11 protein-coding genes are annotated in these 13695 nt (G+C 63.5%); 9 read left to right on the forward strand and 2 right to left on the reverse strand.

Annotation, left to right across the window (positions count from 1 at the left end; genetic code table 11):
- On the reverse strand, positions 1–1443 hold the full coding sequence (locus OZ911_RS11375) for an aldehyde dehydrogenase family protein (protein WP_016486204.1): 1443 nt from the start codon (positions 1441–1443) through the stop codon (positions 1–3).
- Positions 1444–1538: 95 nt separating this feature from the next.
- Between OZ911_RS11375 and OZ911_RS11380 the strand changes: the two genes are divergently transcribed.
- Positions 1539–2426: a LysR substrate-binding domain-containing protein gene (locus OZ911_RS11380; RefSeq protein WP_016486205.1), complete on the forward strand. Its 888-nt coding sequence runs from the start codon at positions 1539–1541 to the stop codon at positions 2424–2426.
- Positions 2427–2435: 9 nt separating this feature from the next.
- Here OZ911_RS11380 and OZ911_RS11385 read toward each other — a convergent pair whose 3' ends face one another.
- Positions 2436–3350, reverse strand: coding sequence for a LysR family transcriptional regulator (locus tag OZ911_RS11385; protein ID WP_060516746.1), 915 nt, complete (start codon positions 3348–3350; stop codon positions 2436–2438).
- Positions 3351–3617: 267 nt separating this feature from the next.
- Between OZ911_RS11385 and speB the strand changes: the two genes are divergently transcribed.
- The 8 genes from speB (at position 3618) to gcvH (ending at position 13688) form a co-directional block, all read left to right on the forward strand.
- Positions 3618–4589 carry an agmatinase gene (gene speB, locus OZ911_RS11390; protein WP_268968651.1) on the forward strand — a complete coding sequence of 324 codons (972 nt, stop codon included), beginning with the start codon at positions 3618–3620 and terminating at the stop codon, positions 4587–4589.
- A 15-nt stretch (positions 4590–4604) separates the two neighbouring features.
- Positions 4605–6113 carry an aldehyde dehydrogenase family protein gene (locus OZ911_RS11395; protein ID WP_060516744.1) on the forward strand — a complete coding sequence of 503 codons (1509 nt, stop codon included), beginning with the start codon at positions 4605–4607 and terminating at the stop codon, positions 6111–6113.
- A gap of 96 nt (positions 6114–6209) precedes the next feature.
- Entirely contained in the window at positions 6210–6389 is a 180-nt protein-coding gene (locus OZ911_RS11400) for a hypothetical protein (RefSeq protein WP_016500197.1), read from the forward strand.
- Positions 6386–7855, forward strand: a complete 1470-nt coding sequence (locus OZ911_RS11405) for a cytosine permease (protein WP_016486211.1) — start codon at positions 6386–6388, stop codon at positions 7853–7855. The genes OZ911_RS11400 and OZ911_RS11405 overlap by 4 nt, the downstream gene beginning before the upstream one ends.
- Before the next feature lie 4 nt (positions 7856–7859).
- Complete coding sequence (gene betA, locus OZ911_RS11410; protein WP_070086341.1) at positions 7860–9548, forward strand: choline dehydrogenase; 1689 nt, start codon at positions 7860–7862, stop codon at positions 9546–9548.
- Positions 9549–9998: 450 nt separating this feature from the next.
- On the forward strand, positions 9999–11423 hold the full coding sequence (gene cycA / locus OZ911_RS11415) for a D-serine/D-alanine/glycine transporter (RefSeq protein ID WP_016486213.1): 1425 nt from the start codon (positions 9999–10001) through the stop codon (positions 11421–11423).
- Positions 11424–11516: 93 nt separating this feature from the next.
- A complete protein-coding gene (gene gcsR / locus OZ911_RS11420; protein WP_023047042.1) occupies positions 11517–13049 on the forward strand; it encodes a transcriptional regulator GcsR in 1533 nt (510 codons plus the stop codon).
- 261 nt (positions 13050–13310) lie between these two features.
- A complete protein-coding gene (gene gcvH, locus OZ911_RS11425; protein WP_023047041.1) occupies positions 13311–13688 on the forward strand; it encodes a glycine cleavage system protein GcvH in 378 nt (125 codons plus the stop codon).
- The last annotated feature ends 7 nt before the right edge of the window (positions 13689–13695 follow it).

Raw genomic sequence — 13695 nt, forward strand, 5'->3', positions numbered from 1 at the left:
TCAGGGCCGCAGGTAGGTGGTCTTGACCACGGTGTAGAAGTCACGGGCGTACTGGCCCTGCTCCCGTGGGCCGAAACTCGAAGCTTTGCGGCCGCCGAACGGCACGTGGTAGTCGGTACCGGCGGTAGGGAGATTGACCATCACGCAGCCGGTCTGGGCACGGCGCTTGAAGTGGCTGGCGTGGCGCAGCGACTGGGTGATGATGCCGGCGGTAAGGCCGTATTCGGTGTCGTTGAGCGTGGCCAGCGCCTCTTCGAAGTCACGTACGCGGATCACGCAGGCGATGGGGCCGAACACCTCCTCGCGGTTGATGCGCATGTCGTTGCGGCTGTCGATGAACAGCGCCGGGCGCATGTAGTAGCCGTCGCTCTCCAGTTGCAGGCGTTCGCCACCTTCGATCAGGGTGGCGCCTTCGGCCTGCGCCAGCTGCAGGTAGGCCAGGTTCTGTTCCAGCTGGCGCGCGTCGGCAACCGGGCCGATCTGCACGCCGGCCTCCAGGGCATGGCCGACCTTGAGCTGGCGCATGCGCTGGCGCAGGGCCTCGACGAAACGGTCGTGGATGGCGTCGCACACGATCAGCCGTGAAGACGCGGTGCACTTCTGCCCGGTGCCGAAGAAGGCGCCGTTGAGGGCGCATTCCACGGCCAGTTCGAGGTCGGCGTCATCCATGACCACCAAGGCATTCTTGCTGCCCATTTCCAGCTGGCAGCGCACCAGGTTACCTGCGGTGGCGACCGCCACGCGCCGGCCAGTCTGCAGCGAACCGGTGAACGTCAGGGCATCGATGTCAGCGGACTGCACCAGCGCCTCGCCGACGTCGGCGCCGCTGCCCATCACCAGGTTGAAGGTGCCGCTGGGCAGGCTCTGGCGGCTGATGATCTCGGTGAGTGCCCAGGCGCTGGCCGGCACCAGGTTGGCCGGCTTGAACACCACGGCGTTGCCGAAGGCCAGGGCCGGGGCGATTTTCCAGGCGGCGGTGGCCATGGGGAAGTTCCACGGGGTAATGATGCCCACCACACCCACCGGTTCGCGATGCACTTCGATGTCGATCCCGGCGCGCACCGAGGCGGCGGTCTCGCCCATCTGGCGCAGTACTTCGGCGGCGTAGTAATGGAAGAACTGGCCGCTGCGGTTGACCTCGCCGATGCCTTCGGCCAGGGGCTTGCCTTCTTCTCGCGAGAGCAGCTCGCCGAGCTCCTGCTTGCGCGCAATCAGTTCATCGCCGATGGCCATCAGCACTTGCTGGCGGGCTTCCAGGCCGCTGGCGGCCCACAGGGGCTGTGCGGCACGGGCGGCCTGGATGGCCTGGCGGACCTGTTCGGCGCTGGCCTGCTGGTACTGGCCGATCAGGTCGCCGGTGTCCGAGGGGCTGTAGTTGCCCAGGGTGGTGTGGCCTTCGCACCACTGGCCATCAATGTAGTTGTTGTAGGGCTTGTGTGACATGGATGAACGCCTCTGTTTGCATGGCATTCATGATGCGAGCAATATGCAGCAAATAAAAATTAATAAAAAAAATGCTTTGATAAGGAATGCTAACCATGTTGCCCGAGCTGAAGATCGCCCAGTTGCGCTACTTCGTACTGGTCGCTGAACTCAAGAGCTTCCATGCGGCCGCCCGACAGGCCTTTCGCACCCAGCCGGCGATATCCCTGGCCGTGCGTGAGCTGGAGCAAAAGCTGGGGCAGGCACTGGTCGAGAAGGGTGGGGGGCGGGTAGAGCTGACGCCATTCGGCGAGCATTGCCTGCCGTTGTTTCGTGGCTTGATCGAGCACCATGACCGCATTGCCCGTGAAGCCACGCTGCTTGCCCGGCATGAAATCGGCCAGGTCAGCATCGCCACCGTGCCTTCAGTGGCCAGCCGCATGCTGCCAGGGCCGCTGGCCCGCTTCGTGGCCGCGCACCCGAACGTACAGGTCAGCATCCAGGATGGCACGGCCGAACGTGTGCAGCAGTTGCTGGCCCAAGGGCAGGTGGATTTCGGCATCAGCAGCCTGTGGGTGGACGATGAGCAGCTCGAATTCGCCCCGATCGTGAATGATCAGGTGGGCGTCGTGTGCCGCAGTGACCACCCGTTGGCGCAGGCGGGTGATGCCCTGCACTGGGCGCAGTTGCAGGGCGAGCCGATGATTCGCAATGGCACCTCGCAACTGCTGGCCGGCACCGAGGCCGAGGGGTTGCTGACGCACAGCCGGCTGTTCATTTCCAACATGATTTCGTTGATCGCCATGCTGGAGGAGGGGGTGGGGATCAGCACGCTGCCGTACCTCGCCTTTCCGCAGGAGAACGAAAAGCTGGCGTTCGTACCGCTTGTGGAGCCCAAGGTCGAGCGGCATATCGGCATGCTCACCCGCAAGGGGCGCAGCTTGTCACCTGCGGCAGGGGCATTGATGGCGTTTCTGCAGGTGCAGCTGGCCCAAGCCGGCTGAGCCTGCGGCTCATGGCACCCCAGGCTGGCTGGTGCAGGCCGCCAGGTCCTCCAGAAAGGCCTGCAGGATGGGCGGGCGCGACACTCCGCGCCGGGTCACCACTTCGAAGGGTGAGCTGAGGTCCAGCGTGCTGGCCCCCAGGCGACGCATTTCGCCCGTCTTGACCCACTGCTCGGCAAAGTGCCCGGGCAAAAAACCGATGTAGGCCCCGGAAATGATCAGGATCGCCGCTGCCTCGATGTTCTCCACCGTTGCGTCGGCCTTGGCGATGCCCAGTTGCTCCAGGTCGTACTGTTGCATGTAGCCACGCACCACGATACGGCTCTGGCGCACGTCTTCCATCAGCCGGCCGTTGGCTGCATTGCTGGCGAACAACGGGTGGCGCCGGCCACAGTAAAGCCCCAGGGCCTCGTCATACAGCGGCAGGTAGGACAAGCCAGCCACCCGTAGCGGGAAATGGCCGATGGCCAGGTGCAGCCTGCCATCCAGCACGCGCTCTTCGAGTTCTGCCGGGGCACCGATGTAGATGTGCAGGTGGGCATCGTGCCCGCGTGAAACAAAGCGCTGGGTGGTGCGCGGTAGCGGCGAGACGGGGTCGGTCAGGGTGGAGTCGATGATGCCCAGGTTGAGCTTGCCGCTGATGTGCTGCTTGAGCACGTCGGCGTCCAGGCAAAAGCTCTCCACGGCACTGAGCAAGCGCAAGGTTGCCTCATGGATCGCCACCCCTTGCTCGGTCAGGCGAAAGCCGCTGCGCCCGCGTTGGCACAGCTTGACCCCCAGGCGGGTTTCCAGGTGCGTCATCTGTTCGCTGATGGTCGACTGGCCGGCATTGAGTGCCGCCTGCGCGGCAGAAAAGCCGCCGCACCGGACGATAGTGGTGAATACCCTGAGCAGCTTCAGGTCGACATCGTGGAGCTGGATCACCTTAGCCTCCCGGCCGGGCCTCACATCGCCCGTGCTGATATGAGCGCCCGTGCATTGTTCTTGTTGCGCAAGCTAACCATGAGTGCCAGGCCGCTGCAATGCCTGGCGTTGCCCGCCCGTATCGCCTTCGGATACATCGGAAGGGGCGATGTATGTATCTGCACTTGCGCATTTTTCCCTGCCCCGGTGGTTGCCATAGTGGCTGCAACGGTGGTCGAGCAGTCGCCCCGTCTCCTGACATACAACAAGAAGTGGAGAAACCAGAACATGGCAAAACACGGTTATGAGTCCGGCCGCCTGAACCTGCCTTTCGTGGGCCATTGCACGTTCGCCAAGGCGCCGGTATGCACCGACTGGGAGGCTATCGACGCCGACGTGGCGATTTTGGGCGCGCCCAACGACATGGGCACCCAGTGGCGTTCAGGGGCGCGTTTCGGGCCGCGTGGCATTCGCGAGGCATCCACCCTGTTTTCCTTCGGCCATGCCGGTGCCTACGACTTCGAGGATGACGCCACCTACCTGACCGAAGACCAGGTGCGCATGGTCGATGTGGGCGATGCCGACATCGTGCACACCGACATGGTCAGCAGCAACGCCAACATCGAGGCGGCCGTCAGGCAGATCCTCGCAGCCGGCGCCATGCCGGTGGTACTGGGCGGTGACCATTCGGTGCATGCCCCGGTGATCAAGGCGTTCGAAGGCCACGGGCCGATCCACATCGTGCATTTCGATGCCCACCTGGACTTCGTCGACGAGCGCCATGGCGTGCGCTATGGCCACGACAGCCCACTGCGCCGCGCCTCGGAGCTGGATCACATCGTCGGCATGACCCAGATGGGTATCCGCAACGTGTCGTCATCCAACCGCGACGACTACGACGCCGCTCGCGAGGCCGGCTCGCAGATTCTTTCGGTACGTGACGTTCGCCGCCTGGGCTGCGAGGGGGTGCTGGCGAAAATCCCGGAAGGGCGCAACTACTACATCACCATCGACATCGACGGCTTCGACCCCTCCATTGCCCCTGGCACCGGCACGCCGAGCCATGGCGGGTTCCTTTACTACGAAGTACTGGAAATCATCCAGGCGCTGGCCAAGCGCAGCCACGGCCGCATTGTCGGTATGGACCTGGTCGAAGTGGCCCCGGCCTACGACCCCACCGGCATGACCTCGATCCTTGCCGCGCAACTGCTGATGAACAGCATCGGCTTCATTTTCCACGCGCGCGCCAAAGCCCGCTGACCCGGAGACTGTACTGTGGACAACAAGGTAAAAGCCTATTTGCAGGCCTTTGGTGTTAGCGAGGCGACCCAGCGCTTTCTCAGCAAGCCGCAGCGCATGTTCATTGGGGGTGCCTGGCTGGAAGCCAGCGACGGTGGCAGCGCCGAGGTGGTCGAGCCCTCTACCGAAGGGGTACTGACGCGCATCCCCATGGGTACCGCAGATGACCTTGACCGTGCGGTGCGCGCCGCGCGTGCGCAGTTCGACGGTGGCGCCTGGAGCCAGCTGAAACCGCTGGAGCGCGAACGCCTGATCCATCGCCTGGCCGACCTGATCGAAACCCACGGCGACGAACTGGCGCAGATTGAAGCCATCGACATGGGCAAGTCGGTGGTGCAGGCGCGTGCTGTCGACATTCAGGGCACGGTCGACACCCTGCGCTATTTCGCCGGTTGGGCCAGCAAGATTCATGGCCGCACCGTCGAGCCTTCGCTACCAGGCAATTACCTGGCATACACCCGCAAGGAAGCGGTAGGGGTGGTCGGCGCCATCGTGCCGTGGAATTTCCCGCTGCAAACCATGGCCTGGAAACTGGGCGCAGCGCTGGCCACCGGCTGCACCGTGGTGGTCAAGCCGGCGGAGCTGACCTCGCTGTCGGCACTGCGCTTTGCCGAACTGGTACAGGCGGCAGGAATTCCCGACGGGGTGGTTAACATCGTGACCGGGCGCGGCAGCGTGGTCGGCCAGGCGATGTCCAGCCACCCGGGCATCGACAAGCTGAGCTTTACCGGCTCTACCCCGGTGGGTTGTACAGTGGGCAAGACGGCGATGGACCAGATGAAGCGCCTCACCCTCGAACTGGGCGGCAAGTCGCCAGTGATCGTGTTTGCCGACGCGGACATCGAGGCGGCGGCGCAAGCCGTGGCCAACGGCGTATTCTTCAATTCCGGGCAAGTGTGCGACGCCGGTACCCGTGCTTACATCGAGCGCAGTGTCTACCCGGCATTTCTCGAAGCGCTGGCGCGCTACACCGCGACGTTGAAGATCGCCCCGGGGCTCGACCCTGAGTGTTTCATCAGCCCCATGGTGTCGCAGCAACAGCAGCAGCGGGTGCTGGATTACATTGCTCTGGGCAAGGCTGAAGGCGCGCAGGTGCACTATGGCGGCGAGCCGCTGGACGGCCCGGGCTTTTACGTGCAGCCGACAATCTTCGCCCACTGCCGCAACGACATGCGCATCGTCAGCGAGGAAATCTTTGGCCCGGTGCTGGTCACCCAGCCGTTCGATACCCAGGAGCAGGCCCTGGCCCTGGCCAACGACTCGCTGTTCGGCCTGGCCGCGGCGATCTACTCCAACGACCTGGGCAGGGTGCACGGGCTGATCCCGCAGTTGCGGGCCGGTACCGTGTACGTCAACGCCCACAGCACCCTCGACCCGGCCATGCCGTTCGGTGGCTACAAGCAGTCGGGCTATGGCAAGGACCTGGGCGCGGAACAACTGGAGTTTCTGCTGGAGACCAAGGCGGTCTGGATCACCTTGCCCTGAGGTTCAGGGCCTGTCTGCGTCGCTGAGGTTTGGCGAGCGACGCAGGTTCAATCAAGCATCGAATTTCAAGAACAAGAACCTGTCGAGGTGATGCCGATGAACAGCCAAGTGGATGTGGAACGTGCGCAGGACCTGGAAAGGCGCCTGTGCGCCTACGAGGAATTGGAGAAGCGTGTGCAGTGGCCGGGCGCCTTGACGGCGGCTGACGTGGTTGCACTTACCCTGCTGGTGCTGGTGATGATTGCTGGCGCGTACTACCTGGGAGGCCAGCCATGAGCGCCTCCCGCGAGCAGGAGTTTCGCCTGGGTGCGGAACGTGGCGACACCCCCTTGCTACCCGGTGAGCGGGTCTGGGGCTTCTGGGGCTTTGCCTACGCCAACTCGGCGCTGGCGGTGGCCACCTGGGTGTTCCTGATCGGCGGCGCCACGGCGCTGTTCGTCGGGCCCTTGCAAGGGATTGCGGCGATCATCATCGGCAACATTATCGGCGTGGTGCTGGCTGCCTCGTCCACCTGCCTGCCCTGTGGCAAGTACGGCGTCGAGCAGTTCACCTTCCTGCGCAGCATGTTCGGCCTCAATGGCAGCCGCCTGGTCTACTTCCTCTCGGTGGTGGTGCTGACCATGGGGTGGCTGGCGGTGCTTGGGCTGATGTGCGGGCGGGCGCTGGACAACCTCGAGACCCTGGTGCAACAGCGCCAGCCCGGCGCAGACGGTTGGCTGGTAACCGCCGGGGCTTTGCTGGCCATTGTGCTGGCGGCCCTGGTTGCCATGCGCGGGCCGGACATGATCCGCCGCCTGAGTGCGGTGATCGCACCCAGCCTGATCCTGATCATGCTGGCACTGATGTACTTCATTTCCCGGCGCTACAGCCTCGACGAACTGCTGGCCATGCCGCCCTTGCAGCCACCCTTCGAGAACCCGCACGTCAACTTCATGGTCGCGGTGGAAATCAACATTGCTGCGGGCTTTTCGTGGTGGCCCTACATCGGCAACCTGTCGCGCCTGTGCAGCAACCAGCGTACGGCCTTCTGGCCCAACCTGGTGGGCATCTTCGGCGCCGCTTCGCTGGGTGAGTCGGTCAGCCTGTTCGCGGCCACCACCCTGGGCAGCAGCGACCCCACGGCGTGGATGCGCCTGGCCGGTGGCATGGGCTTCGGTATCATCGCCTTGAGTTTCCTGGCGCTGGCGAACCTGACCGGCATGGTCAACATCCTCTACACCGCAGTGATCGGCTTGCGCCAGCTGGCAGGCGAACGCCTGCGCAGTGTGGGTTGGGGGGTGTTGATCGCGCTGTTCTGCATCATCCCGGTGGTTATCGTGGTGTTGCTGCCGGGGATCTACGATGGCTTCTTCATCTTCCTGGTATGGACCTCCGCCCTTAACAGCGCCCTGGCCGGTATCGGCATCGCCGATTACTTCTTCCTGCGCAAGCAACGCCTGAACCTGCGGCACATCTACGCCGAACAGAGCGTGTCGCCCTTGCGCTACTGCAAAGGCTTCAACCCCGTCGCGCTGGTGGCGCTGGCGGCGGGCTTTGCGGTCTACGTGGTGGTGTTCAACCCGCAAACCCTGGCCCATACCGACTTCTTCACCTTCGCCACGGCCTCGCTACCGTCCTGCCTGCTGGCCGGGCTGGTGCACTACGGCCTGACCCGACTGCTGGCAGCACGCCTGGGTTGGGGCGGCTACCCAAAGCGTAATGCACGCAATATCGAGGCCGTAGGCCTTCGCGCACAGGACTAGAACAATGACCAAGCGATACGACTACATCATCATCGGTGCGGGCTCGGCCGGCTGCGTGTTGGCCAACCGCCTCAGCGAAGACGCCGGTACTTCGGTACTGGTACTGGAGTTCGGCGGCAGCGACCGCAGCGTGCTGATCCAGATGCCCAGTGCGTTCTCCTTGCCGATGAACACCAAAAAATACAACTGGCACTACGAGACCGTGGCTGAGCCGCACCTCGATAACCGGCGCCTGCACTGCCCACGGGGCAAGGTGCTGGGCGGTTCGTCGTCGATCAATGGCCTGGTGTACATCCGTGGCCATGCCTGTGACTTCGATGAGTGGGAAAGCCTGGGCGCGAAAAACTGGAGCTACCGCAATTGCCTGCCGTATTTCAAACGTGCCGAGCAATACAAATTCGGTGGTGACGACTACCGGGGCGGGGCGGGGCCGCTGTCGACCAATAACGGCAACAACATGAGAAACCCGCTGTACGGTGCCTGGATCGAAGCCGGTGCCGAGGCCGGCTACATCAAGACCGACGACTGCAACGGCTACATGCAGGAAGGCTTTGGTGCCATGCACATGACGGTGAAGGATGGCGTGCGCTGGTCCACCGCCAATGCCTACCTGCGCCCGGCCATGAGCCGGCCGAACCTGACCGTGATCACCCATGCCATGACTCGGCGCATCTTGCTGGAGGGCAAGCGGGCGGTGGGCGTGGAGTACGACCAGGGCGGGCAGACGCACAAAGTCATGTGCAACCGCGAGGTGCTGGTGGCGTCTGGCCCGATCGGTTCGCCGCACTTGCTGCAGCGCTCCGGCATCGGCCCGGCTGCGGTGCTGAAAAACGCCGGTATCGAGGTGCGCCACGACTTGCCTGGGGTGGGCGAGAACCTGCAGGACCACTCGGAAATCTACATCCAGTATGCGTGCAAGGAGCCGGTAACCCTCAACGGCAAGATGAACCTGTTGGGCAAGGCCCTGATCGGCTTGCGCTGGTTGCTGTTCAAGGACGGCCTGGGGGCCAGCAACCACTTCGAGGCGGGCGGCTTCATCCGTTCGTCCAAGGGCCTGCGCTGGCCGGACATCCAGTTTCACTTCCTGCCAGCGGCCATGCGCTACGACGGCGACAAGCCCTTCAAGGGGCATGGCTTCATGGTGCTGACCGGGCCCAACAAGCCCAAGAGCCGGGGCCATGTGCGGGCGTTGTCGGCCGACCCTTACCAGCACCCGCAAATCCGCTTCAACTACCTGGCGAGCGAAGAGGACCGCGAGGGCTTCCGCCGCTGTGTGCGGCTGACCCGCGAGATCATCGCCCAGCCGGCCATGGACCGCTACCGCGGCGAAGAGCTGGCGCCGGGGCCGCAGGTGCAGACCGACGAAGAAATCGACGCCTTCGTGCGCGCCAACATGGAAAGCACCATGCACCCGTGCGGCTCGTGCCGCATGGGCGAGGATGACATGGCAGTGGTGGACTCTGCGTTGCGTGTACACGGCTTGCAGGGGCTGCGGGTGATCGACTCCTCGGTGTTCCCGAGCGAGCCCAATGGCAACCTCAACGCCCCGACCATCATGCTGGCCGAGCGCGCCGCCGACCTGGTGCGCGGGCGCCAGCCGCTGGCACCGGCTGATGTGCCGGTTGGGCTGGTGGGGGGCTGGGAAGAAGAGCAGCGTAGCCGCAAGCCGGTGCGCGAGATGCCTGTCCGTTAAACTACCGGTTGACGCGGTCAATGTGGGAGCGGCCTTGTGTCGCGAAAGGGCAGCAAAGCAGCCCCAGGATTTCAGCGCAGAAGCACAAATTGCTGGGGCTGCTTTGCAGCCCTTTCGCGACACAAGGCCGCTCCCACAGAGGCCAGTCCAGGCCATGAGATTGGACTGAATGCGCTCCATTGGAATGATTTCGATACAGGGGGTGCAAGTACAGCGCTGGCGATGCCTGGGGCAGCACAACGGCCTGATTGACGCAAATAGATGGAGTGACTTCTTTACAGCCGGTCCAGCCCTTTTCGCCAGAACCCCTCTAACTCGCAGTATTTGCGCTTGGCACAGACCTTGCTCCCCCCCACCTTGCACTCGCTCGGCACTGAACGTTGTTCATCCGGTCCCGAGGGTTGAACTTGTGACGTTATAAAAACAATTAAACCAGCAAGGTACATAACAATGACTAACTTGCCGCACGGTCACTGCCCGCCTGAAGGTGACGCACACGCACTCAAACGCAACCTGTCCAACCGCCATATCCAGCTGATCGCCATCGGCGGTGCCATCGGCACCGGCCTGTTCATGGGTTCTGGCAAGACCATCAGCCTGGCTGGGCCTTCCATCATCTTTGTCTACATGATCATCGGCTTCATGCTGTTCTTCGTCATGCGCGCAATGGGCGAGCTGTTGCTGTCCAACTTGCAATACAAATCGTTCATCGACTTTGCTGCTGACCTGCTAGGGCCGTGGGCGGGGTTCTTTACCGGCTGGACCTACTGGTTCTGCTGGATTGTCACCGGCATTGCCGATGTGATTGCCATTTCTGCCTATACACAATTCTGGTTCCCCGACATGCCATTGTGGATACCGGCGCTGACCTGCGTGGGGCTGTTGCTGACGTTGAACCTGATGACCGTCAAGATGTTCGGGGAAATGGAGTTCTGGTTCGCCATGATCAAGATCGTGGCCATTTGCGCGCTGGTCTGCACCGGCTTCTACATGGTGGCGGCGGCCTATCAGTCGCCGGCCGGGCATGCCGCAGCGCTGGCCAACCTGTGGAACGACGGCGGGATGTTCCCCCACGGCGCCATGGGCTTTTTCGCGGGCTTTCAGATAGCGGTGTTTGCCTTCGTCGGCATCGAGCTGGTGGGTACGACTGCGGCCGAAACCAAGAACCCGGAGCGCAACCTGCCGCGGGCGATCAACTCGATTCCGGTGCGCATCATCGTGTTCTATGTGCTGGCGCTGATCGCCATCATGGCCGTTACCCCGTGGCGTGAAGTGGTGGCCAACAAGAGCCCCTTCGTCGAGTTGTTCGTGCTGGCCGGCCTGCCGGCAGCCGCAGGCATCATCAACTTCGTGGTACTGACCTCGGCCATGTCGTCGGCCAACAGCGGCGTGTTCTCGACCAGCCGCATGCTTTACGGCCTGGCGATGGACGGTGATGCGCCTGGCAAGTTCGGCGCACTGTCCCGCCGTGCCGTGCCCTCCAATGGCCTGATCTTCTCGTGTATGTGCCTGACCGGCGGGGCGCTGGTGATCTACCTGGTGCCGAACATGCTCGATGCCTTCACCCTGATTACCACGGTATCGGCACTGCTGTTCATGTTTGTCTGGTCGATCATCCTGCTGTCGTACCTGGCGTACCGCAAGCAGCGCGACCCGTTGCACCAGGCGTCGAAGTACAAGATGCCGGGCGGCACCGTGATGTGCCGGGTATGCCTGGCGTTCTTCGCCTGCATCCTGGCATTGCTGGCATTGGAGGCCGACACCCGCATGGCGTTGTACCTGGTGCCGGTGTGGTTTGCCGTGCTGGGCCTGGCGTACCGGTCCATCCGCCAGAAAAAACAGGCGACGGCGCAGTTGTCGTTTGACGCTGATTGACCGGCCCATTCATGTGTTGCCCAAGGGGACGGCGCGCTGCGCTGTCCCCTTGTTGTCTTGTTGCCAAACACGGATTTTGGCTGAGGAGCTTAGATGAGAATCCACGTCAATTTTGTCGACCGTGTCGGCATCACCCAGGAAATCCTGTCGCTGCTCGGGGCGCGCAACCTCAACCTGGACGCGGTGGAAATGATTCCACCGAACGTCTACATCGATGCCCCGACGCTGTCCCCGGTCGTGCTGGATGAACTGTATGCCGCCTTGTTGGGGGTGGACGGTGTGCAGGAGGTGTCGCTGGTCGACTTCCTGCCCGGCCACCGCCGGCGCTTGCAGCTAGAGGCCTTGCTGGCCGCCATGAGCGACCCGGTGCTGGCAGTGGACCCCGCTGGCCATGTGCTGCTGGCCAACCCGACGCTGGTCAGCCTGGTGGGCCACGAGCCGGCGGGTGAGCCGTTGAGCAAGCTGTTTGCCGAGCCGAACCTGGCGCAGAACCTGATCGACAAGGGTTTTCGCCTGCCCATGTGCGAGGTGAGCTTTCAGGACCAGTCCCTGCTGCTGGAGGCCACGCCCATCAGCGGCGGCGGCGAAGGCCTGGTGGGGGGCTTGCTGACCCTGTACCCACCCAGCCGCATCGGCGAGCGCCTGGCCTCGCTGCTGCATGACAACGGTGAAGGGCTTGGGGCGTTGCTGGGGGAATCGGCCGCACTGCAGGCGCTCAAGGCGCGCTTGCACAAAGTGGCGAGCCTGGAGGCGCCGTTGCTGATCCAGGGCGAGACCGGTACGGGCAAGGAGCTGGTGGCCCGTGCCTGCCATGCGCTCAGTGCCCGGCGCGATACGTCATTCCTGGCGCTGAACTGCGCAGCGCTGCCCGAAAGCCTGGCCGAAAGCGAGCTGTTCGGCTACGCCGCCGGCGCCTTCACCGGCGCCCAGCGCGGTGGCAAGCCGGGCCTGTTGGAGCTGGCCGATGGCGGTACGGTGTTTCTCGATGAAGTGGGCGAGATGTCGCCCTACCTGCAGGCCAAGCTGCTGCGCTTTCTCAACGACGGCAGTTTTCGCCGGGTGGGGGGTGGCAACGAGGTGCGGGTGAATGTGCGGGTGGTCTGTGCCACCCACCGTAACCTGGAAAACATGGTGATGGAGGGCAGTTTTCGCGAAGACCTGTACTACCGGCTGAACGTGCTCAACCTGAAGGTGCCGCCCCTGCGCGAGCGCGGCAAGGACATTCTGCTGCTGGCCGAACATTTCCTGCGCCAGGCCTGTGCGCAGATACAGCGCTCACCCTGCCGCCTGGCGTTGGCCACCCATCCGCTGCTGTTGGGCAATCGCTGGTCAGGCAATGTGCGTCAGTTGCAGAACGTGATTTTCCGCGCAGCAGCCATCAGCGAAGGCGAGGTGATCGACTGCGACGACCTGGAACTGGCCGGCACCGCATTGAGCAGTCAGCAGGCCGAGGGGGCGGAAATCGTCAGCCTGGAGGCCGCCGTGCAGGCCTTTGAAAAGGCCTTGCTGGAGAACTTGTACCAGAGCTACCCCTCGACCCGGCAACTGGCCGTGCGGCTGCAGACTTCCCACACGGCCATCGGTCAGCGCCTGCGCAAGTACGGCATCGCCAGCCGGGTCTCGTAGCTGACCCGGTTCGAATGCGCTCCACTGGAGTGATTGCGCTCCGTTTTGCTGTGGAGCCCGCATCCAGTGGCGGGCCCCACAATCGATGATTGCCGGGCGCTGGCGGTGGAGCGAATACGCTCCGCTGCAGGTACTTCGAAACGTTCGATCGCATGCTCCAAGCTACTGATAAATATAGAAAATACTGAGTTGGCATCGCCCTTGCTCTTGTGTCTGGCAGTCCCGCACAGGGACCCACCCGATAACAAGAGAGGAACGTCCATGAGCACTCTGCGTTTTACGCCCGAACACGAATGGCTGCGTCTGGAAGCGACCGGCGAGCTGACCGTCGGCATCACCAGCTATGCCCAGCAGGCGCTGGGTGACGTGGTGTTCGTGCAACTGCCGGAGCCTGGCGAGTACGGGGAAGGCAATGAAGTCGCGGTGCTCGAGTCGGTAAAGGCCGCCAGCAACATCACCATGCCGGTGAAGGGCACGGTGGTGGCGGTTAACCAGGCACTGGCCGACGACCCTGAGCTGATCAACGCCTCGCCCATGCAGGACGGCTGGTTCTTCCGTATCCAGGCCAGCAACCCTGCTGACCTCGATAGCCTGATGGACCAGGACGGCTACGACCGCTTCCTGGCCGACAACGCCTGAACCGGGG

The sequence above is a fragment of the Pseudomonas fortuita genome (assembly GCF_026898135.2).
Lineage (GTDB): Bacteria > Pseudomonadota > Gammaproteobacteria > Pseudomonadales > Pseudomonadaceae > Aquipseudomonas > Aquipseudomonas fortuita.

Excerpts from the sequence above, each read along its gene's own strand:
- OZ911_RS11380 (WP_016486205.1), top strand. The coding sequence starts at position 1,539 with ATGTTGCCCGAGCTGAAGATCGCCCAGTTGCGCTACTTCGTACTGGTC.
- cycA (WP_016486213.1), top strand. The coding sequence starts at position 9,999 with ATGACTAACTTGCCGCACGGTCACTGCCCGCCTGAAGGTGACGCACAC.
- speB (WP_268968651.1), top strand. The coding sequence starts at position 3,618 with ATGGCAAAACACGGTTATGAGTCCGGCCGCCTGAACCTGCCTTTCGTG.
- gcsR (WP_023047042.1), top strand. The coding sequence starts at position 11,517 with ATGAGAATCCACGTCAATTTTGTCGACCGTGTCGGCATCACCCAGGAA.
- gcvH (WP_023047041.1), top strand. The coding sequence starts at position 13,311 with ATGAGCACTCTGCGTTTTACGCCCGAACACGAATGGCTGCGTCTGGAA.
- betA (WP_070086341.1), top strand. The coding sequence starts at position 7,860 with ATGACCAAGCGATACGACTACATCATCATCGGTGCGGGCTCGGCCGGC.
- OZ911_RS11405 (WP_016486211.1), top strand. The coding sequence starts at position 6,386 with ATGAGCGCCTCCCGCGAGCAGGAGTTTCGCCTGGGTGCGGAACGTGGC.
- OZ911_RS11400 (WP_016500197.1), top strand. The coding sequence starts at position 6,210 with ATGAACAGCCAAGTGGATGTGGAACGTGCGCAGGACCTGGAAAGGCGC.
- OZ911_RS11375 (WP_016486204.1), bottom strand. The coding sequence starts at position 1,443 with ATGTCACACAAGCCCTACAACAACTACATTGATGGCCAGTGGTGCGAA.